Annotated in this window: 19 protein-coding genes; 8 read left to right on the top strand and 11 right to left on the bottom strand. The window is 34.4% G+C overall.

Annotated features, from left to right (window positions below):
- From ubiE to DR980_RS14605, 3 genes are all read right to left on the bottom strand, one after another.
- Positions 1–732: a bifunctional demethylmenaquinone methyltransferase/2-methoxy-6-polyprenyl-1,4-benzoquinol methylase UbiE gene (gene ubiE, locus DR980_RS14620; protein WP_113637520.1), complete on the bottom strand. Its 732-nt coding sequence runs from the start codon at positions 730–732 to the stop codon at positions 1–3.
- Positions 733–1,323: 591 nt separating this feature from the next.
- Complete coding sequence (locus DR980_RS14610) at positions 1,324–1,806, bottom strand: dihydrofolate reductase (RefSeq protein ID WP_113637516.1); 483 nt, start codon at positions 1,804–1,806, stop codon at positions 1,324–1,326.
- 9 nt (positions 1,807–1,815) lie between these two features.
- Positions 1,816–2,151: a 2TM domain-containing protein gene (locus tag DR980_RS14605; protein ID WP_113637513.1), complete on the bottom strand. Its 336-nt coding sequence runs from the start codon at positions 2,149–2,151 to the stop codon at positions 1,816–1,818.
- 238 nt (positions 2,152–2,389) lie between these two features.
- Between DR980_RS14605 and DR980_RS14600 the strand changes: the two genes are divergently transcribed.
- A complete protein-coding gene (locus DR980_RS14600; protein ID WP_113637511.1) occupies positions 2,390–2,686 on the top strand; it encodes an isoamylase early set domain-containing protein in 297 nt (98 codons plus the stop codon).
- A 23-nt stretch (positions 2,687–2,709) separates the two neighbouring features.
- Here the strand turns inward: DR980_RS14600 and DR980_RS14595 are convergent, their stop codons facing one another.
- From DR980_RS14595 to DR980_RS14580, 4 genes are all read right to left on the bottom strand, one after another.
- Positions 2,710–3,534 (bottom strand): thymidylate synthase, encoded by an 825-nt coding sequence (locus DR980_RS14595; protein ID WP_113637509.1) that lies wholly within the window; start codon positions 3,532–3,534, stop codon positions 2,710–2,712.
- A gap of 69 nt (positions 3,535–3,603) precedes the next feature.
- Complete coding sequence (locus tag DR980_RS14590) at positions 3,604–4,233, bottom strand: bifunctional nuclease family protein (RefSeq protein ID WP_113637507.1); 630 nt, start codon at positions 4,231–4,233, stop codon at positions 3,604–3,606.
- Positions 4,234–4,371: 138 nt separating this feature from the next.
- On the bottom strand, positions 4,372–5,340 hold the full coding sequence (locus DR980_RS14585; protein WP_113637505.1) for an electron transfer flavoprotein subunit alpha/FixB family protein: 969 nt from the start codon (positions 5,338–5,340) through the stop codon (positions 4,372–4,374).
- Positions 5,341–5,441: 101 nt separating this feature from the next.
- Positions 5,442–6,188, bottom strand: coding sequence for an electron transfer flavoprotein subunit beta/FixA family protein (locus tag DR980_RS14580; RefSeq protein ID WP_113637503.1), 747 nt, complete (start codon positions 6,186–6,188; stop codon positions 5,442–5,444).
- A gap of 290 nt (positions 6,189–6,478) precedes the next feature.
- Between DR980_RS14580 and DR980_RS14575 the strand changes: the two genes are divergently transcribed.
- The 5 genes from DR980_RS14575 to DR980_RS14555 all read left to right on the top strand — a co-directional run bounded on the left by DR980_RS14575 (position 6,479) and on the right by DR980_RS14555 (position 14,025).
- Positions 6,479–7,459: a pyruvate dehydrogenase complex E1 component subunit beta gene (locus DR980_RS14575; protein ID WP_066082989.1), complete on the top strand. Its 981-nt coding sequence runs from the start codon at positions 6,479–6,481 to the stop codon at positions 7,457–7,459.
- Between the two features lie 126 nt (positions 7,460–7,585).
- Positions 7,586–10,072: a DUF5686 and carboxypeptidase-like regulatory domain-containing protein gene (locus DR980_RS14570; protein WP_113637649.1), complete on the top strand. Its 2,487-nt coding sequence runs from the start codon at positions 7,586–7,588 to the stop codon at positions 10,070–10,072.
- Positions 10,073–10,213: 141 nt separating this feature from the next.
- Positions 10,214–10,816 (top strand): DNA-3-methyladenine glycosylase family protein, encoded by a 603-nt coding sequence (locus DR980_RS14565; protein WP_113637501.1) that lies wholly within the window; start codon positions 10,214–10,216, stop codon positions 10,814–10,816.
- A 107-nt stretch (positions 10,817–10,923) separates the two neighbouring features.
- Positions 10,924–11,454, top strand: coding sequence for an inorganic diphosphatase (locus DR980_RS14560; protein WP_113637499.1), 531 nt, complete (start codon positions 10,924–10,926; stop codon positions 11,452–11,454).
- Between the two features lie 111 nt (positions 11,455–11,565).
- Positions 11,566–14,025 carry a sodium-translocating pyrophosphatase gene (locus tag DR980_RS14555; RefSeq protein ID WP_113637496.1) on the top strand — a complete coding sequence of 820 codons (2,460 nt, stop codon included), beginning with the start codon at positions 11,566–11,568 and terminating at the stop codon, positions 14,023–14,025.
- A gap of 67 nt (positions 14,026–14,092) precedes the next feature.
- Here the strand turns inward: DR980_RS14555 and DR980_RS14550 are convergent, their stop codons facing one another.
- The 4 genes from DR980_RS14550 to DR980_RS14535 all read right to left on the bottom strand — a co-directional run bounded on the left by DR980_RS14550 (position 14,093) and on the right by DR980_RS14535 (position 16,369).
- Positions 14,093–14,461, bottom strand: a complete 369-nt coding sequence (locus DR980_RS14550) for a helix-turn-helix domain-containing protein (protein ID WP_113637494.1) — start codon at positions 14,459–14,461, stop codon at positions 14,093–14,095.
- Between the two features lie 2 nt (positions 14,462–14,463).
- Positions 14,464–14,760, bottom strand: coding sequence for a type II toxin-antitoxin system HigB family toxin (locus DR980_RS14545; protein WP_113637492.1), 297 nt, complete (start codon positions 14,758–14,760; stop codon positions 14,464–14,466).
- Between the two features lie 203 nt (positions 14,761–14,963).
- Positions 14,964–15,578 (bottom strand): deoxynucleoside kinase, encoded by a 615-nt coding sequence (locus DR980_RS14540; protein ID WP_113637490.1) that lies wholly within the window; start codon positions 15,576–15,578, stop codon positions 14,964–14,966.
- Positions 15,578–16,369 carry a hypothetical protein gene (locus DR980_RS14535; RefSeq protein WP_113637488.1) on the bottom strand — a complete coding sequence of 264 codons (792 nt, stop codon included), beginning with the start codon at positions 16,367–16,369 and terminating at the stop codon, positions 15,578–15,580. The genes DR980_RS14540 and DR980_RS14535 overlap by 1 nt, the downstream gene beginning before the upstream one ends.
- A gap of 114 nt (positions 16,370–16,483) precedes the next feature.
- On the opposite strand from DR980_RS14535, the gene DR980_RS14530 reads away from it, so the two are divergent.
- The gene (locus DR980_RS14530) at positions 16,484–17,380 is read left to right on the top strand and encodes a GLPGLI family protein (RefSeq protein WP_113637486.1); all 897 of its coding nucleotides are present in this window, start codon (positions 16,484–16,486) and stop codon (positions 17,378–17,380) included.
- Positions 17,381–17,406: 26 nt separating this feature from the next.
- Positions 17,407–20,157: a carboxypeptidase-like regulatory domain-containing protein gene (locus DR980_RS14525; protein WP_113637483.1), complete on the top strand. Its 2,751-nt coding sequence runs from the start codon at positions 17,407–17,409 to the stop codon at positions 20,155–20,157.
- The last annotated feature ends 138 nt before the right edge of the window (positions 20,158–20,295 follow it).

Raw genomic sequence — 20,295 nt, 5'->3', positions numbered from 1 at the left:
TTATTTTTTAGAAGCTGAATAAATAGTAGCAACCCCAAAAGTTTGCGGTAACGCTACAACATCTATAAACCCAGTTTTTCTCAAAATATTGTTTAGTGCTTCGCCATACGGAAATGCAGCTGCTGATTCTGATAAATATCCGTAAGCAACATTGTCCTTAGAGAACAGTTTTCCTATGAGTGGCAATATGTTTTTGCTGTAAAAATTGTATCCTTGTTTGTAAGGTGTTTTGTCTGGAACGGAAGTTTCTAAAATTACAAAAACGCCATTTGGTTTTAAAACTCTTAATATTTCAGCTAAGCCTTTTTCTAATGTTTCAAAATTACGAACACCAAAAGCAACGGTGATTGCGTCAAAGTAGTTGTCTTCAAAAGGCATGTTTTCCGAGTCGCCTAAAATCATTTCAATGGTACTGGAAAGATTTTTAGCTGCAATTTTTTGAACGCCTACTTCCAGCATTCCGGCAGAAATATCTAAACCAATTATTTTTTCAGCATTGGTTTCAGCCATCAAAATGGCTAAATCTCCAGTTCCTGTTGCAATGTCAAGAATAATTTTAGGATTTGATTTGGCTACCATTTGCAGCACTTTTTTACGCCATTTTATATCAATTCCGAAAGAAATGACACGATTTAAATTGTCATAATTTCCAGAAATAGTATCAAACATTTGTGCAACTTGTTCTTTTTTGCCTAAGGCAGAATCTTTATAGGGAGTTATCTTTTCTGACATTTTTTTAATTTGTACAAATATAACACAAACTTGATGAACTTAAAATGAGTTTTGAGAAATTGAGTCAAGTTTTATTTTACTTTAAAAATGGATTTTGAATTTGATTTACTGAGTTTTAGAAAATCATATATTTTTTGAAATATCACTAAAAGTGGGTATTGTATGTGCAGTTTTTATTGTACAAATTTGTTGTTCAAGTAATAACCATATTAAATGATTAAAAGAGAGTCTGTGAACCAAATCAAATGGATATTTTTTGCGTTAATTATCTCATTTGTTCTTGTTAGCTGTTTTGAAAGCGCTGTTTTACATAGTAGTACAGTAGCTAAAACGCAACATACGTTCTTAGGATTAAATTTGTTTTTGGAAATTTTAATTTTTTTCGTCTTTAGTACCTTCGTGGTATTTGGTATTAAAGGCTTTTTTGAGATGTATTCTCAAAAAACATCAAATATTATAATCTCCATTTCTGGAGTATTATTAGTGTTTGTAATTTTTATTTTATGTTATCAAATACTCTTTCAAGAGTAGTTCATTTCTCTTAATCAATGGTTAAAAAGAAACATCCCGTAAAAAGGATGTTTTTTTGTTTTATTTTCTAATCAACGTTTGGAAAGTATAATCGTAAAGATGTTTTTCATCTTTTTCATTAAATTCGGATAGTATTAGTTCCCATTCCTTAGGATCTATTTCAGGAAAATATGCGTCCGCTTCAAATTCATGGTGAACACGTGTAATATCTATTTTATCCGCATGAGGAAGCCCCAGATTGTAAATTTCTCCACCGCCTATTATGTAAGAATCCTCATTTTTTGGGCAAATTTCAAGGGCTTTTTCAATGCTGTCCACAATTATGCAACCTTCAGCTTCGTATTCTTTTTGTCTTGTGATTATAATGTGAGTTCTGTTTGGCAATGGCCTTGGAAAACTTTCAAATGTTTTTCTGCCCATGATAATATGATGCCCAGAAGTCAGTGATTTAAATCTTTTGAAATCATTTGGCAAATGCCAGACTAATTTATTGCCTTTTCCCAGTGCATTATTCTCGGCAACAGCCGCAATCATTATGATCATAATGGTATACTATTGTTTAATTTCGTCGTTAGCTATTTGAGTTTGCAACTGCTCTACTTTCTTTTTTTGCAAAGTGACAAGTCTGTCAATTTGTTCTCTTTCCCAATCTTTATTCATAAATCGGTCGGTGATGAAAATTTTTATAAAATGTAGAATAAAGAGAAACAACCATATCGTGATAATCCAAAGATACCAATCGGTAACTACAGTACTATCAAGGAAATTGTGGGCTACAAACAGTAGTAAACTTCCTAAAACGAAGAGGACAAAATGATAATACAATCGTTTCTTTTGTTTTATTCTTCTTCTCGCATACTCATATTGTTCGTGTAATTCTTTTTCCATCGATCTAATTTTAGATTATAAAGGTAAAATTTATTTCGCAAAGTCACTGTTTTGCGTATGGATTATTTTGGGAGAAAACGTTTTCTGATTTTTGATTAGTAAATTTACAGTGGTTTAAAATATTGAATTTATCAAAAATTAACATTGTTTAACGCATTCTATTAAATCTTTATTATGCTTATTGAAACTTCAATATGTTTCGTTTACTTTGTTTCATAAATCTATAAATGAATATGTTATGGCAATTAAAAAACAGTTTGTAAAAACAAAACCAGTTTGTAAAGTTACTTTTTCAGTTGCGGCAAAAGAGGCAAGTCAAGCTTCAGTTGTTGGCGATTTCAATAATTGGAGTCTTGAAGATGGCGCTTTAAATAAATTAAAAAATGGTACTTTCAAAGGAGTTTTCGACGTCAATAAAGATGCGGCTTACGAATTCAAATACGTTATCGACGGAGTATTTGTCAATGAACCTGAAGCAGATTCTTTCAAGTGGAATGAGTTTGCAGGAAATGAAAACGGTGTTTTAGTAGTTTAACTAAAACACCTTTTTTTATTACTTTATACCGCAACACTGCCTTTTATCAAGGCATGCGGTTCGTAGCCTTCGAGCGTGAAATCATCAAAATCGAATGCGAAGATGTCTTTTATATTTGGATTCAAAATCATTTTTGGCAATGGTTTTGGTTCACGGGACAATTGCAATTCGAGTTGTTCAAAATGATTGTTGTAAATGTGTGCGTCACCAAAAGTATGAATGAATTCTCCTGGTTCCAAGTCGCAAACCTGTGCAATCATCATCGTAAGTAATGCGTACGAAGCAATATTAAAAGGAACACCTAAGAAAATATCAGCGCTTCGCTGGTATAACTGACAAGATAACTTACCATCAGAAACATAAAACTGAAAGAAAGCGTGACAAGGAGGCAAAGCGGCTTTATTGTTAGCTACATTTTCATCAAATGATTTTGTAGTGTCCGGAAGAACCGAAGGATTCCATGCCGAAACTAACATTCTGCGACTGTTAGGATTGGTTTTTAATTCTTTAATCAATTCAGAGATTTGGTCAATTTCTTCACTATTCCAGTTGCGCCATTGGTGTCCATAAACAGGTCCTAAATCGCCATTTGCATCAGCCCAAGCATCCCAGATTTTAACGCCGTTTTCTTGAAGGTATTTGATATTGGTATCGCCTTTTAAAAACCAAAGCAATTCATAGATAATAGATTTTAAGTGCAGTTTTTTGGTGGTAACCATTGGGAAACCTTCATTCAAGTCGAAACGCATTTGATATCCAAAGACACTTTTTGTTCCTGTTCCTGTGCGATCTCCTTTTTGACAACCGTTTTCCATAACGTGTTGCACTAAATCTAAATATTGCTTCATTTTTGGTGGGTTCGGTGATTTTTTAATTGGTTATTTGCAATCAAATTATCAAATAATTGAAATATCAATTTAAGATTCTCTTTTTGAAATTTCATCTCTAATTTTTGCGGCTTTCTCATAATCTTCATGGGAAACGGCTTGATCTAATAACTCATTCAATTCCTGTAAACTATGTTTCGAATAGGTTTCTCCAGATTGATTGCTTTCTTCTTCTCGTCCAAAAGTGTCAGGATTAGAAAGTACATCGTCAATTTCCTGCGACTCTTTATTTGGATCTAAAGGATTTGATTTCAAATAAATTCCCGCTTTGTCAAGGATGTTTTTGTAAGTAAAAATAGGAGCATTAAAACGCAATGCCAAAGCAATGGCATCTGAAGTTCTGGCATCAATAATTTCTTCGATTTTATCCCTTTCACAGATGATACTTGAATAAAAAACACCATCAACTAATTTATGAATAATGACTTGCTTGACTACGATATCAAAACGTTCCGCGAAATTTTTGAACAAATCATGTGTCAAAGGACGTGGTGGTTTTATTTCTTTTTCCAAGGCAATGGCGATGGATTGGGCTTCAAAAGCACCAATGACAATGGGTAATTTTCTTTCGCCGTCAACCTCATTCAAGATCAAAGCGTAGGCTCCGTTTTGAGTTTGACTGTATGAAATTCCTTTTATGGATAATTTAACTAAGCTCATAATTGTTGTTATGGGAAAGTACAAAGTACTTTTTTTGATAAAAATTAAGCAGCAATTTCAAAAAAGAAATGCTACTTAAAAGCAAAGATACAAATATCTTGTTTTTAAGTAGCATTTTAATTAATGGTATGCTATAATTTATGAATTCTGAGCTTTGAAAGCTTTAAATTTTTCAATTAATTGTGGAACAATTTCAAACGCATCACCTACAATTCCGTAATCTGCCACTTTGAAAAATGGTGCTTCGGGATCGCTGTTGATTACAACTTTCACTTTAGAAGAGTTGATTCCCGCAATGTGTTGAATCGCTCCAGAAATTCCAATCGCAATATAAAGGTTTGTAGCCACCGGTTTTCCAGTTTGTCCCACGTGTTCTCCGTGAGGTCTCCAACCTAAATCAGAAACTGGTTTTGAACAAGCAGTTGCTGCTCCAAGAACGGTTGCCAATTCCTCTACCATTCCCCAGTTTTCCGGACCTTTCAATCCACGACCAGCTGAAACAACAATATCAGCATCAGCAATAGAAACTTTCCCAGAAACTTTTTCAACTGATTCTACTTTTACACCAAAATCATTGTCTCCAATAGTTGGGTTAAAATCTTCTTCAGTTAATGTTGAAGGTGTTTCAAAAATCCCATACGAGTTTTTTGCAAGTCCCAGTACTTTTACGTCTGTTGCGATTTCAGTAATATTGAACGCTTTGTTTGAAAAAGCATTTCTTTTTACTTGAAAAGGCGACGTTGAAACCGGTAATCCAACCACATTTGATGCATAACCAGCTTCTAAAGCTACTGCAACAAGTGAGGAAAGGTAAATACTATCTGTTGTTGAAGAAAGTAAAACTAATTTTACGTTTTCTTTTTGAGCCGCTTGTTTGATTACATCAGCATAAGCTTTTGCAGTAAATCCAGATAATTTGTCGTTATTTACTTTTAAAACTTTATCTACTCCGTATTTCGATAATTCCGAAACATCACCAGCATTTACAGTTACAGCTGTAACGGTAGTTCCTAAACTTTCAGCTACTTTTTTCGCATACGAAGCCAATTCGAATGCTACTTTTTTAAATTTACCTTCTGCGTATTCCGCGTATATTAATATTGACATGTTTTTTTGTTTTAGTCTTAAAGTTTTAAAGTCAAAAGTCATAAAGGGAAATTATTGTCAACTTCTATCCTTTCGACTTTCGACATTCGACTTTATGACAGTTAGATTACTTTCGCTTCGTTGTGTAATAAATTGATTAATTCATCTAAATTGTCAGCAGCAATTAATTTCACGGCTGATTTAGGAGCTGGTTTTTCAAACTTTACTGCTTTTGTATTTACAGTAGCGTCAACTGGCTCCAGAATTGTCAATGCTTTAGTTCTTGCAGTCATAATTCCTCTCATGTTAGGGATACGCAAGTCTTTTTCTTCCACTAATCCTTTTTGTCCACCAATGATTAATGGTAAAGTAGTAGCAACAGTTTCTTTTCCACCATCAATTTCGCGAACTGCTTTTACATTAGTTCCATCAACAGTAAGACTTGTACAAGAATTAAGGAAATTATATCCTAAAATTCCAGCAATCATTCCAGGAACCATTCCGCCATTGTAGTCTAAAGATTCTTTTCCTGCAATAATTACATCGTACGCTCCATTTTTGATTACTTCAGCAAGTTGTTTGGCTACAAAAAATCCATCAGTAGGAGTTGCGTTCACACGAATTGCTTCGTTAGCGCCTATTGCTAATGCTTTTCTTAAAGTTGGTTCGGTTTCTGGTCCTCCAACATTTACAACAGTAACCGTTGCGCCTTGTTGTTCTTGGAACCAAATAGCACGCGTTAAACCAAATTCATCATTTGGATTGATTACATATTGTACTCCATTAGTGTCAAATTCAGAATCGCCGTTGACAAAGTTAATTTTTGAAGTAGTATCAGGAACGTGACTGATGCAAACTAATATTTTCATACTTATATATTTAATTATTCGTAATTTCTTTTACAAATTTAAAATATTAATTTGAATAATATACTATGCATGCATAATATTTTTCGTTACTATTACGATTTCGTAGCCCAGATAGCAGCGGCATCCTTCTTGTGGCGCCTTTAGCCACAGGAAGATACAGCGGAGAGCCGGAAATTGCTCCTGAAAATTATCACTGTAAATCCTGAATTAATTTAGGGTAATTTATGCTTTTAAGTGATATAAAATATTTATTTTTGCTTTTCGAAAATTAGACACATACAACATATAATATGAGAACGATACAATTTAGAGAGGCCATTTGCGAAGCGATGAGTGAAGAAATGCGTCACGATGAGTCCATATACTTAATGGGTGAAGAAGTTGCAGAATATAATGGTGCCTACAAAGCATCTAAAGGAATGCTTGCTGAATTTGGCGAGAAAAGAGTGATTGATACTCCTATCGCTGAGCTTGGTTTTACTGGTATTGCAGTAGGATCAGCAATGAACGGATGCAGACCGATTGTGGAATACATGACGTTCAATTTTTGTTTAGTTGGGATTGACCAAATTATAAATAATGCTGCCAAAATGCGTCAGATGACAGGTGGACAATTTAATGTTCCAATCGTTTTTCGTGGTCCAACAGCTTCGGCAGGACAATTAGGAGCGACACACTCACAAGCATTAGAAAACTGGTTTGCAAATACTCCAGGTCTTAAAGTAGTAGTTCCATCTACGGTTTATGATGCTAAAGGTTTATTGAAAGCGGCTATTCGTGATAACGATCCTGTGATTTTCATGGAATCAGAACAAATGTATGGAGATAAAGGTGAAGTTCCAGATGGCGAATATGTAATTCCGTTAGGAGTTGCGGATATCAAGCGTGAAGGTACGGATGTAACGATTGTTTCTTTTGGAAAAATTATCAAAGAAGCACATATTGCTGCTGACGAATTAGCCAAAGAAGGAATTTCTTGTGAAATTATCGATTTGAGAACCGTACGTCCTATGGATTATGAGACGATTTTAACATCGGTTAAAAAAACAAACAGATTAGTAGTTCTTGAGGAAGCTTGGCCTTTTGCAAGTGTCGCTTCAGAAATTACATATATTGTTCAAGAACGCGCTTTTGATTTCTTGGATGCACCTATTCAACGTATCACAACGGCAGATACGCCAGCGCCTTATTCTCCGGTTTTATTGAAAGAATGGTTGCCAAATGCTGGTGACGTAGTAAAAGCGGTTAAAAAAGTAATGTATAAAAAATAGATCAATTAGATTGTTAGGTTTCTTAGATTGTAAGATTTCAATCTGAGAAAGCTCACAATCTAAGAAGTCTAAACTTAATAACTTCATCAATTATTTAATTTGATGAAGTTTTTTTTTGGAATGATTATGAAAAAGATTTCTTTGTTTTTCTTGTTTTTTTTGTTTGTTTCAGTGAATGCTGTTTTTGCACAAACAAAGGTAAGTGGTATTGTGGTAGACAAATTGAATCAGCCGATTCCCTTTGCTAATGTCGTTTTCAAGAATTCAAGTGAAGGAATTGTTGCTAATGAAGACGGTAAGTTTTATCTGGAATCCGCTAAAACGTATTCGGTATTGTTAATCTCATCTGTTGGGTTTTCTGAAAAAGAAATTACGTTAGAAAAATTAGTCAATTACAATTTAAAAATTCAGCTAAACGAAGCAGAGAGTTTAAACGAAGTTGTAATTTTTACCGGAAAAACGTCTAAAAAAAATAATCCAGCGTTAGATATTCTTCGAAAAATCTGGGAAAGAAAACGTCAAAACGGTTTGTATTTGTTTGACCAATACCAAATGGAGAAATATGAGAAAATAGAATTTGACATGAATTCTATTGATAGTGCTTTTATGAAAAGCAAACTTTTCAAAGGAATGGAGTTTATCTTTAACCAAATGGATACTTCAAAGATTACGGGTAAAACTTATCTGCCTATTTTTGTGAATGAAACGTTGAATGATGTTTACGGAGATAATAAATTGAAGAAATTAAAAGAGAAAATAAAAGCCAGTAAAACGTCTGGTTTTAATGGGAATCAACAGATTTTGACTTTTGTGAAAGATTTGTATTCTAATTACGATATCTACAATAATTACTTAACCTTTTTTGACAAAAGTTTCACAAGTCCGTTATCTAAAACTGGGATTGATGTTTACAATTATGTATTGAAAGACAGTGCTTATATTGATGATAAATGGTGTTTTAATATTGTTTTCTATCCAAGGCGTAAAAACGAATTGACTTTCAAAGGAGATTTCTGGGTCAATGATTCCACATTTGCCATCAAGAAAATCAATATGGCGGTGACCAAAAGTGCTAACATCAACTGGGTAAAAGACATTTATTTAGAGCAGGAATTTGAGGTGGTCAGCGATTCAGTTTTCTTATTGACAAAGGATTATTTGATGTCCGATTTTGCTTTAAACAAAAAAGAAAAATCAAAAGGCGTTTACGGAAAACGAACTACTTACTATAGGAATCATCAGTTCAATAATGAAAAACCAGTTGCTTTTTATAAAGATGAGGTCAATTATATTGATGCCGATGTCTATAATAAATCAGATGAATACTGGGATGAAAATAGGTTTGAGAATTTGACCAAAGACGAATTAGGTGTTTATAAAATGCTGGATACGTTGCAAACGGTCAAGAAATTTAAACAAATTTATAGTACGGTTCAAGTATTAGCAAGCGGTTTTTTACAGTTTGGAAATTTTGATTACGGTCCTATTTTTTCCACTTTTGGTTACAACGAAGTAGAAGGTGTAAGATTGCGAGCGGGTGGAAGAACGTATTTTGGTACCAACGACAGTTGGCGTATACAAGGTTATACGGCGTATGGATTTAAGGATGACAAATTCAAATATGGCTTTTCTGGAAAATGGATGGTCGATAAGAAAAAAAGAATTATTTTGTCCGGAGGAAACAGGCGTGACATTGAGCAAATTGGTGCGAGTCTGACTACAACTTACGATATTTTGGGTCGAAGTTTTGCTTCGTCTTCTGTATTTTCATCGGGGAATAATGGGAAATTGACTAACATTAATCTAAGCAATGTTGCGGTAGAAATTGAACCTGTTAAAAATTTGATTTTCCAAACCGGAATTTCCTATCGCACACTCGAATCTGCATCGCCAACTTTTAGTCTAGATTATTACACAGATATTGCAAATGGTGTTGCAAAAAGCGATGTGAAACAATCAGAAGTCAATTTTCAGGTTGAATACACTCCTAAAAGAAAAACTATAGGATTTGCAGTTGAAAGAGAAAATGTAGACAGTCCGTACAGTCGCTTTTTTGTAAATTATAGCCATGGATTCAAAGGATTATTGGATAGCGATTTCAAATACGACAAATTGCAATTGTATTACAAACAACCCATTATCATAGGGCCTTTAGGGAGAACTAATATCATCATGGAAGTGGGGAAAACTTTTGGAACCGTTCCTTTGGGACTCATGAGTGTCATCCCGGGAAATCAAACTTTTTTCATACTTGAAAACACTTTTAGTAACCTTAATTTTTATGAATTTGTTGCAGACCAATATGCTACTTTGCAGTGGAATCACAATTTTAATGGTCGTCTTTTTTCCAGAATACCGTTTATGCGCAAACTCAATTGGAGAGAAATTGTATCCGTAAAAGGGGTTTATGGTAGTATTTCTGATGAAAACAGAGCGATTAATGCCTCAGGATTGGTGTACAATGCACCGGAAAAAGGCTATTGGGAATACAGCGCCGGAATTGGGAATATCTTCAAAGTATTCCGTATCGATTTCGCTTGGCGAGGGAACTATCTCAATGTGCCGGAAACGAATCGTTTTACAGTAAAAGGATCGTTCGGGTTTAATTTTTAGGAGCTATTCCGGCTATTCGTTACAATCTTTTATCTCGTTAAAAAACGAGATAAAAGGATTTTCACTTCAAACGAAGTTCACTGAACCCCTATAAAAAATAGATGTTAAGTGAAGTAATCCTGGCTAAAAAAACATCAGATTATGCAAGAAGCAATCGATTATCTTTTAGAAAAAGATGCCATTTTCAAGTCAATCATTGAAGAATACGGAATGCCAACCATTCCCAAAAGACCACAAGGTTTTGAGACTTTGGTATTATTGATTTTGGAACAACAAGTTTCTATTGATTCGGCGAAAGCGACTTTTTTAAAAATAAAAACTACTTTAAAAACGGTAGCACCCGAGATTCTTCTTGATGTATCAGATGCCGAATTTAGAAATCTTGGCGTAAGCCGACAAAAAACGTCTTATATCAAAGCTTTGGCGACAGCGCTATTAAATAAAGAGCTAGATTTAGAAAGTTTGCCAAACAAAACGGCTCAGCAAGTGCGTGAAGAACTGATCAAAATCAAAGGAATAGGCAACTGGACTATAGATATTTACTTGATGTTTTGTCTACAATCCCCGGATTTATTGCCATTAGGAGATATTGCGGTAGTAAATACCATCAAGGAATTACTGGATATACACGATAAAGACGCGATGAAAATTCATGCTGAACAATGGAGTCCGTATCGTTCCTTTGCAACGTATCTTTTGTGGCACCATTATTTAAAGAAACGAAATAGGACAGTGGTTTACTAAAGTACTCACTGTTAAAATTTAATCAAGAGATAACATGAATTTTTTATTGTAAAAAGGGATACTTTCCTTACTTTTGCACCCATAAATATAGAAAAGAAAAAACTAAAATGACTGCAGACAAATTAACAACTTTCGATGTCTTAATCGAAATACCAAGAGGAAGTAGAAATAAATACGAATATGATTTCGAAATAAAAAGAATGCGTTTTGACAGAATGTTATTTTCGTCAATGATGTATCCTGCTGATTACGGATTTATTCCGGAAACATTAGCCTTAGACGGAGATCCATTAGATGTATTGGTTTTGGTAAACGAACCAACTTTTCCTGGATGTGTAATGGAAGTAAAACCAATCGGTGTTTTCCACATGGCAGATGATAAAGGTCCAGATGAAAAAGTAATCTGTGTACCGGTTTCAGATCCAATCTGGAACTCGCTAAACGATTTGTCAGACATGAATCCACACTTATTAAAAGAAATCGAACATTTCTTTCAAGTATATAAAGATCTTGAAAATAAAACAGTAGATGTTGGCGGTTGGGGCGATGTAAATGAAGCGTATGCCATTATCAAAGAATGTACAAAGCGTTTTAATGATATTGAAAACAAACCAGAAGGATTATTTAGTATTAAATAATTTTACATCATAATTTTTACAAAAAAAGCAATATTCTGTTAAGAGTATTGCTTTTTTGTTTAAATTCGTTTCGTTACACTATTAATATTAACCAAAAACCAAACCAAAATTATGAATACAATAATGATTTATTTGCCAATAGCCATGGCATTTATTGGACTGGCATTTATGTTTACGAAGCGAGCATGGGTTTTAAAACAAGATCCCGGTGACGGTAAGATGAAAGAGATTTCGGATTACATTTACGAAGGTGCTTTGGCTTTCCTAAAAGCAGAATATAGGTTATTGACTTTCTTTGTCATTGGAGCAAGTGTTGTTTTAGCCGGAATTTCATTTATCGTTCCTACGACACACATATTAATAGTAGTTGCTTTTATTTTTGGTGCTTTTTTCTCGGCTTTAGCGGGGAATATGGGAATGAAAATAGCAACAAAAACTAATGTTAGAACCACGCAGGCTGCACGTACGAGTTTGCCGCAAGCCTTAAAAGTTTCTTTTGGCGGTGGAACTGTAATGGGATTAGGAGTAGCAGGTTTAGCAGTTCTAGGATTGACCACTTTCTTTATTTTCTTCTTCCAATTTTTTATGAATGGAGTTTGGACTTCAACAGAAGATATGACTATTGTATTGGAAACATTAGCCGGGTTTTCTCTTGGTGCGGAATCGATTGCTTTGTTTGCAAGAGTTGGAGGTGGGATTTATACCAAAGCTGCCGATGTAGGTGCTGATTTAGTTGGAAAAATAGAAGCAGGAATTCCTGAGGATGATCCTCGTAATCCTGCTACAATTGCGGATAATGTTGGTGATAATGTGGGAGATGTTGCCGGAATGGGAGCCGATTTATTTGGTTCTTATGTTGCAACCGTTTTAGCAGCGATGGTTCTTGGTAATTATGTGATCAAAGATATGGGTGGAAATATTCAAGATGCTTTTGGCGGAATTGGACCTATTTTATTACCAATGGCAATCGCCGGTTTTGGGATTTTATTTTCGATTATCGGAACGATGGTTGTGAAAATTACAGATGATCATGCAAAAGAAGCGCAAGTTCAAAGCGCTTTGAATAGGGGTAACTGGCTTTCAATAGGATTAACTCTTATTGCCTGTTATTTTTTAGTACAATACATGTTGCCGGAAACCATGAAAATGGATTTCTTTGGCGAAGGAACTAAAGAAATTTCATCAATGCGCGTTTTTTATGCTACGATTGTAGGTCTAGCAGTAGGTGGACTCATTTCGTCAGTAACTGAATATTACACCGGCTTGGGGACAAAACCCGTTATGGCAATTGTACAAAAATCATCAACCGGAGCAGGAACAAACGTAATTGCAGGTTTGGCAACCGGAATGATTTCTACGTTTCCAACGGTACTTTTATTTGCAGCAGCGATTTGGACTTCCTACGCATTAGCAGGATTTTATGGTGTGGCTTTGGCAGCTTCGGCGATGATGGCTACAACGGCAATGCAATTGGCAATCGATGCTTTTGGACCAATTTCGGATAACGCCGGAGGAATTGCTGAAATGAGCGAATTACCTAAAGAAGTTCGTACCCGAACTGATATTTTAGATTCAGTAGGGAATACCACTGCAGCAACAGGAAAAGGTTTTGCCATCGCTTCGGCAGCACTAACATCACTGGCTTTATTCGCTGCGTATGTAACGTTTACGGGAATTGACGGAATTAATATTTTCAAAGCCCCAGTTTTAGCGATGTTATTTGTGGGCGGAATGATACCGGTAGTTTTCTCAGCTTTGGCCATGAATTCTGTTGGTAAAGCTGCGATGGACATGGTGTATGAAGTGCGTCGCCAGTTCCGAGAAATTCCAGGGATTATGGAAGGAACTGGAAAACCGGAGTACGCAAAATGTGTCGATATTTCTACAAAAGCCGCTTTGCGCGAAATGATGTTACCAGGAATTTTGACTATTGGTTTCCCAATAGCGATTGTTCTTTTAGGCAAAATAGTGTACGCGGATAACAACCAATTAATAGCAGAAATGCTAGGAGGTTACATGGCTGGAGTTACCGTTTCGGGTGTACTTTGGGCTGTTTTCCAAAACAATGCTGGCGGTGCTTGGGACAATGCCAAAAAATCTTTTGAAGCAGGTGTTCTGATTAATGGTGAAATGACATATAAAGGTTCTGATGCGCATAAAGCGGCGGTTACCGGAGATACTGTTGGAGATCCTTTCAAAGATACTTCCGGACCATCCATGAATATTTTAATTAAATTGACGTGTTTGATAGGTTTGGTAATTGCCCCAATTCTAGGAAACGGAAGTCATACAATTTCTGGTACCGCTACGTGCTGTACTAATTCTGAAATGTGTGCTTCAATGTCAAAAGAAGAGTGTATGGCAAAAGGATGCGAAAGTAAAACGTGTAAATTTATGAATGCAGCAGTAATGCCAAATCATATGATGTCTAAAGAAGTTTCTATCGAAAAAACAAATGTGGATGGAAAAGTAAAAGCTACAATCAAAACAACCATAAACGGGAAAGAAGACATCCAAAATTTTGAAGGAACTGATGCGGAAGTTCAGGCTAAGATTGATTCTTTGAAATAATCAACTAATTATCATAAATTAAAAATGCCTCGCAACTGTGAGGCATTTTTTGTTTAAAATTAAAAAATTATTGTTCTAATGCATATTCTCTGATTAAAGTTGAAGCTGGAATATGAAGTGTTTCTGTTAAAACTCTAATTTGTTTAATTGTTAAAGCTCTTTTACGTTTGAAAATTTCAGTTACTCTAGAGCGACTGTTTAAAATCACTCCTAAATCAGCAGCTGTAAGTCCGTTTTGTTCCATCATGAACTTAATCGCTTCAATTGGATCTGGCTCTGGAATAGGATAATGTATTTGTTCATATTTTTCTACAAGAGTGACTAGGATATCTAGTTCATCCCCTTCTTTTGTATTTGGTTTAGCATCAAAAAGAATGTTTATTCTTTCTAAAGCTAAATCATAATCTTTTTCTGTTTTTATAGGATTTATTTCCATTTTTACAAGTTTTTAATGTCTTTCAAATTGTCATATTCAGAATGCGTTCCAATAAATAAAATATAGACAATTTGTGTTACATAATTAATTTTCACGATTAATCGGTAATGATTTCCACAAATATTGAATACGACTTTATTACTTCCAATAAAATCCGCTGAACCAAAAATGGATTTTATCGTATTGGAATTCTCAAATATTTTTTTGTCAAAAACCTGATACCAAGCTAATAATTGCTGTTTTGAGTTTGGATATTGCTCCCAAAAATTTTGTAAGGTTCTTTTAGCGATTATTCTCATGCTTTATTTTCTATGTCAAAGATAGTTGAAAATTCCCTATTTGGGAAAAATAATTTTTATTTTTAATTTACATTTATTGAGTTGTAAAACAGATGTAGATTTTTGGAAATCTTTTTAAACAAAAATACCTCGCAATTGCGAGGCATTTTTGTTTTTATTTAGTTTTTGCACCCTTTCCTTCGGAGAGGGTTGGGGAGAGGATTCTAAAACAACCCGTTCAATTCGGCATCGATACGGTTGAAAATATTCCCTAAATCTTCAGGATTGTCAACAAAATTTATGTTGTCTACATCTATAATTAATAATTTTCCTTTGTCATACGTTTGAATCCAGCCTTCATAGCGTTCGTTTAAGCGACTCAAATAGTCAATAGAAATAGAGTTTTCGTATTCGCGACCACGCTTGTGTATTTGTCCCACTAAATTAGGGATTGAACTTCTTAAATAAATCAATAAATCAGGTGCTTTAACTGTAGATTCCATCAATTCAAAAAGAGAAGAGTAATTCTGGAAATCCCGATTGGTCATTAAGCCCATTGCATATAAATTAGGAGCAAAAATATGTGCATCTTCATAAATAGTTCGGTCCTGAATGATTTTTTTACCGCTTTCGCGAATTTGCATTACCTGACGGAAACGGCTATTCAAGAAATAAATTTGTAAATTAAACGACCAACGTTCCATTTGATGGTAAAAATCATCCAAATAAGGATTATCAACTACATCTTCAAAATGTGGTTCCCACTTAAACTGTTTCGCCAATAAGCGCGTTAAAGTTGTTTTTCCAGAGCCTATATTTCCTGCTATTGCTATGTGCATTACGGTATTGTGATTTTATAATTTGTAATTCCTGTGGATGTAAAAATAGATAAAATTTGGTCTTTGTAATAGAATTTTTTAAAGCTTTTTTCTGCAATTTTAATCTCCGTTTTTTGGTCTTTTTCCAAATCCTGAAAAATTAAAATCCCATTTGCAGAATAGATAAACTGGTTTTTATTTATAATTTCAATCGATTCAAAATCAGGGATTTTTCCGTTGTTAGTAATTCTTCCAAAAATATCACAGGCATACCAATTGTTTTTGTTATCAATCCAATGAAATGTATTAAAATCTGAAAAATAATTCTTAATACTTTCCGTAAAAGGAACTGAAATAGTCTTGTAAATAGTGTTCAAATAATCATATAATCCCAGTTGCTGATTCATACTGTTATAAATCCAAAGCTGATTTTGAGAAGCAATTCCAACTGCTGAAGCGACAATAGGAATCACATTTTCTGAAAAATTGATTTTTTGAGTTTCATTCAATTGATTATCCAGGATGACAACTGTATTGAAATTTTCGTAAAACAAAACGATTTTAAGTGGGTTTTGCAGGTCTACTTTGGTGATTTTACCCAAAGAAATATTCTTGTATTCTATTGTATCAAAGGCTCCAACTTTAGAAAAGACATTGTTTTTTATGGTATAATAAAAACCAAAAGGATCATATCCCAGAAATTGATCGCCGTCAAAACGGATGGAATCCATTCTAACAGCAGTTGGCTTTAGGTTCTGAGCAATCACCATTGAAAATGAACCGATAAATAGTAATAGCATTACTTTTTTCATGAAAGCGAAATTACAATTAAACCTTATACAATTTTGATTGTCTTATTATTATTTTAACAGAATACTTGTAACAAAAATAGTATTTTTCACTCTTATTTATCAAAATCCAATAGTATGTATAAAGTAATTTTCACATTAGTATTAGCAGTGGTATCATTTATGGGACTTCAAGCTCAGGAATTTCAAGGAATGGCGGTGTATGAATCAAGAACCAGCACTTCCGATTTTAAATCCCGAATGGAGGGAAACAAAAATATGACTCCAGATATGCAGAAGAGGATTGAGGAAAATATGAAGAAAATGTTCGAAAAAACATTTATCCTCAACTTCAATAAAACGGCCTCTATTTATAAGGAAGAAGAAAAGTTAGAAGCGTCAACACAAGGTGGCGGTGGATTCCGAATGATGTCAAGCTTTGCTGGTGGCGGTGGAACCTTTTATAAAGACGTAAAAGACAAACAGTACAGTAACGACAAAGAGTTTATGGGAAAAGAATTCTTGGTCAAAGATTCGCTTACGAGTATAGCCTGGAAAATGGAAGCTGAAACAAGAGTAATTGGAGGATATACGTGTTATAAAGCCACGGCTGTAAAAAAACCTAGCGTAACTGATTTTAGAAACATGAGGCCGCGAAAAGAGGATGCAGATAAAAAAGAAGGTGCAAAACCAGCGGATGATAAAAAAACAAATTTTTTAGATGCGGTTGAAGTGCCTAAAGAAATAATCATTACGGCATGGTATACCCCAGAAATACCAGTGAGCCAAGGTCCAGAAGGATATTGGGGTTTACCCGGATTAATTTTGGAAGTTAATGATGGCAGAACAACCATTTTATGCTCTAAAATCGTACTTAACCCGAAAGATAAAGTAGAAATTAAAGCCGTAACCAAAGGAAAAGTAGTTTCTCAAAAAGAGTATGACGAAGCCGTAATGAAAAAAATGGAGGAATTCAGAGAGATGAATCAAGGTCGCGGCGGAAATGGCGGCATGCAAATTCGTTTTGGAAATTAATACCTGTAGTTATACACCCAATTAAAATGAGAAAAATTCTAGTAATGATCGCCCTTGTGGTGGTTTCTATTTCCTATGCTCAAAATATCCGTTTGGAAGGAGTGGTTCAAGACAAAGGAAAGCTGCCTTTAGAAATGGCAAATGTTATGGCGGTTAATCAAACTACTAAAGCTATGGATGCCTATGCCATAACGACTGATAAAGGAAAGTTTATGTTGAACCTTAAACCCAATACGGCTTATGTAATTAAACTGAGTTATTTGGGTATGCAAAATAAAGAAGTTAACGTGACAACGCTAGCCGAGAATATGGTGGAAAACATCACCATGGAAAGCGGCGGGATCGAGCTTGATGGAGTCGAGATTGTACGCGAAATGCCAGTGTCTATAAAAGGAGATACTATTGTTTATAATACGGATTCGTTCAAAACAGGTGAAGAGCGTAAGCTAGAAGATGTGTTTAAAAAACTGCCTGGATTTGAAGTAATGGCTGATGGTCAGGTGCAAGTAGAGGGAAAAAAAGTAGCAAAACTATTTGTAAATGGAAAGCCCTTTATGGAAGGAGATACTAAATTGGGATCAAAAAACATTCCTTCTGATGCTGTTGATAAAGTGCAAGTGCTGCGAAATTTCAACGAAGTGTCGCAAATGAAAGGCCTCGAAAACAACAACGATGATATTGCGATTAATATCAAATTAAAAAAAGGAAAAGATAAATTTTGGTTTGGTGATGTAAGTGCTGGTTTAGCAAATGACAAAGGCTATATTTTTAATCCAAAAATATTTTATTACTCTCCAAAAACCAGTATCAACTCTATCGTTAATTTGAATAATATTGGTGAGGTATCTTTGACTTCTGCAGATTTTTTCAGAATTACAGGTGGAGCCCGAAATACTATTGGTCGCAATGGTACAACACTTTCGCTTAATCGAAACTTTTTTGGTTTGTCTGGCGGCGATAATGTGGCCAAAGCAAGTGATAAATTTGGTGCGCTCAATTTGAATCATTCGGTTTCAAAAAAATGGACGCTATCTGGTTTTGCGGCTTACTCATCTACCTTCAACCAGTCTATTACCAATTCAGAAAGAGGGATTTTTGAACCCAATACCACAAATATTGCGACCTTAGAAAATAGAAAAAATAAAACGGATTCTAAAAACAATGCCTTTATTGCAAAATTTGGTTCTAAGTACAAAGCCAATGATAATTTTCAATTGGATTATGATGCGTTTTTTAGAAAAAATGATCAACAAGATGTAGACAACAGCCAAACTAATTTTAGTACAATGAACAATGGTTCAATGGTCTCTAATTCAAATACGGTTATTGCTTTTCAAAAGCAAGCACCAGCTTCATTCAACCAGAGTTTAAATTTGTTTTATACACAAAATCCAAAGTCTACTTGGGTACTAGAAATGCAACATCAATACGAAGACGAAGACCCATTTTACAATCCGCAACTTTCTGTCAATCCGTATCAAAACGCTACTTCACAAAATCCAAATGATCCAAGTGCGGTTTTTGTCAATGAAAACACATTGAATATCGAACAATCTAGATTTGTAAAAACCAATAAGCTGGATGCAAAAATCGATTACTTTTACCAAATTTCTAATAAAAGTATATTAAATGTAACTGCAGGAAATACGAACGCTTTTCAGTCGTATAATTCGAGTATTTTACAAATCTTACAAGACCAAACGGTTAATCCTGTTGAGCAAGCGGTATATAATAATGATGTAAGATACCGTTTTAATGATGCATTTTTGGGATTGCATTATAAATTTATTGTAGGCAAGTTTACATTTAATCCGGGTTTCTCTGTTCATCAGTACAATACCACCAATGAGCAATTTGGTAATCCTTTCAAACTTAATTTTACAAGACTCTTACCGGATATGTTTGCGCGATGGGATTTGAAAAAATCGGAAAATTTGACGTATAACTTCAACGTGAGAAATGGTTTTAATGATATAAATGCGCTAGTCGAAGGGTATGTTTTTACGAATTTTAATAGCATAGCACGTGGAAATTCACAATTGGAAAACTCACTTGTAACTAGTCATAGGCTGAATTACTCAAAATACAATTTGTATAATTTTACTACGATTTTTGGAGGTATAGGATACACAACTACAAAAAATCCTGTGGTAAATGGAATTTTGTTCCAAAGTATTTACTCAACATCGGATCGTTTGAATTTAGATGCTGAAAATGAAAGTCTAAATGGGAATGTGTTTTACTCGAAAAGCTTTCAAAAGTATTATAAACTAACTGCAGGAATCAATGCAAGTTGGAGTAGGAATTTTGTTTTGAACAGAAGAGTTACTAATGGAGCTACGCAGGAATTTATTCAAGGGATAGAAAATGTAAATCATGGATATAACTTGGCTTTTGCAACTCAGTTCAAAAAATATCCCAATGTAGATTTAGGATATCGCATCAATTTTTCGGAGCAAGCAGCCAATCGATTTACTACTCAAACACCTACTGTAAAACTGAATTACTATTTCCTAAATGGTTTGAATATCAATTGGGATTATGCCTTTAACCGTTTTAAAAATGAATCGACTGGTCTTGCCAATGATTTTAAAATCATGACGGCTAGTTTGAATTACATTAAAAAAGACGCCAAATTTGAATACCGAATTCAGGCAAATAATTTATTAAATACAAGATCTAGATTGAATAACTCCTTTAGTGTAAATGGTTTTAACGCCAATGAGAATATTATCCTGCCTAGATTTGTAACCTTTATTGTAAAGTACAATTTATAAGAGGAAGTTTGGGAGACAAAAAAAGGGGATTTTGCATCTTGAACTGCCCCCAAAAAGTTAGACACTATTTGGGGGTATTTTTATGGAAAGAAAAGTCAAATACAATTATGAATTTAAACTTCGCTGTGTAGAAGAAGT

This window comes from Flavobacterium psychrolimnae, assembly GCF_003312425.1.
Lineage (GTDB): Bacteria > Bacteroidota > Bacteroidia > Flavobacteriales > Flavobacteriaceae > Flavobacterium > Flavobacterium psychrolimnae.
The sequence above is the reverse complement of the archived record's forward strand: the minus strand, read 5'-3'. Positions and strand labels throughout refer to the sequence as shown.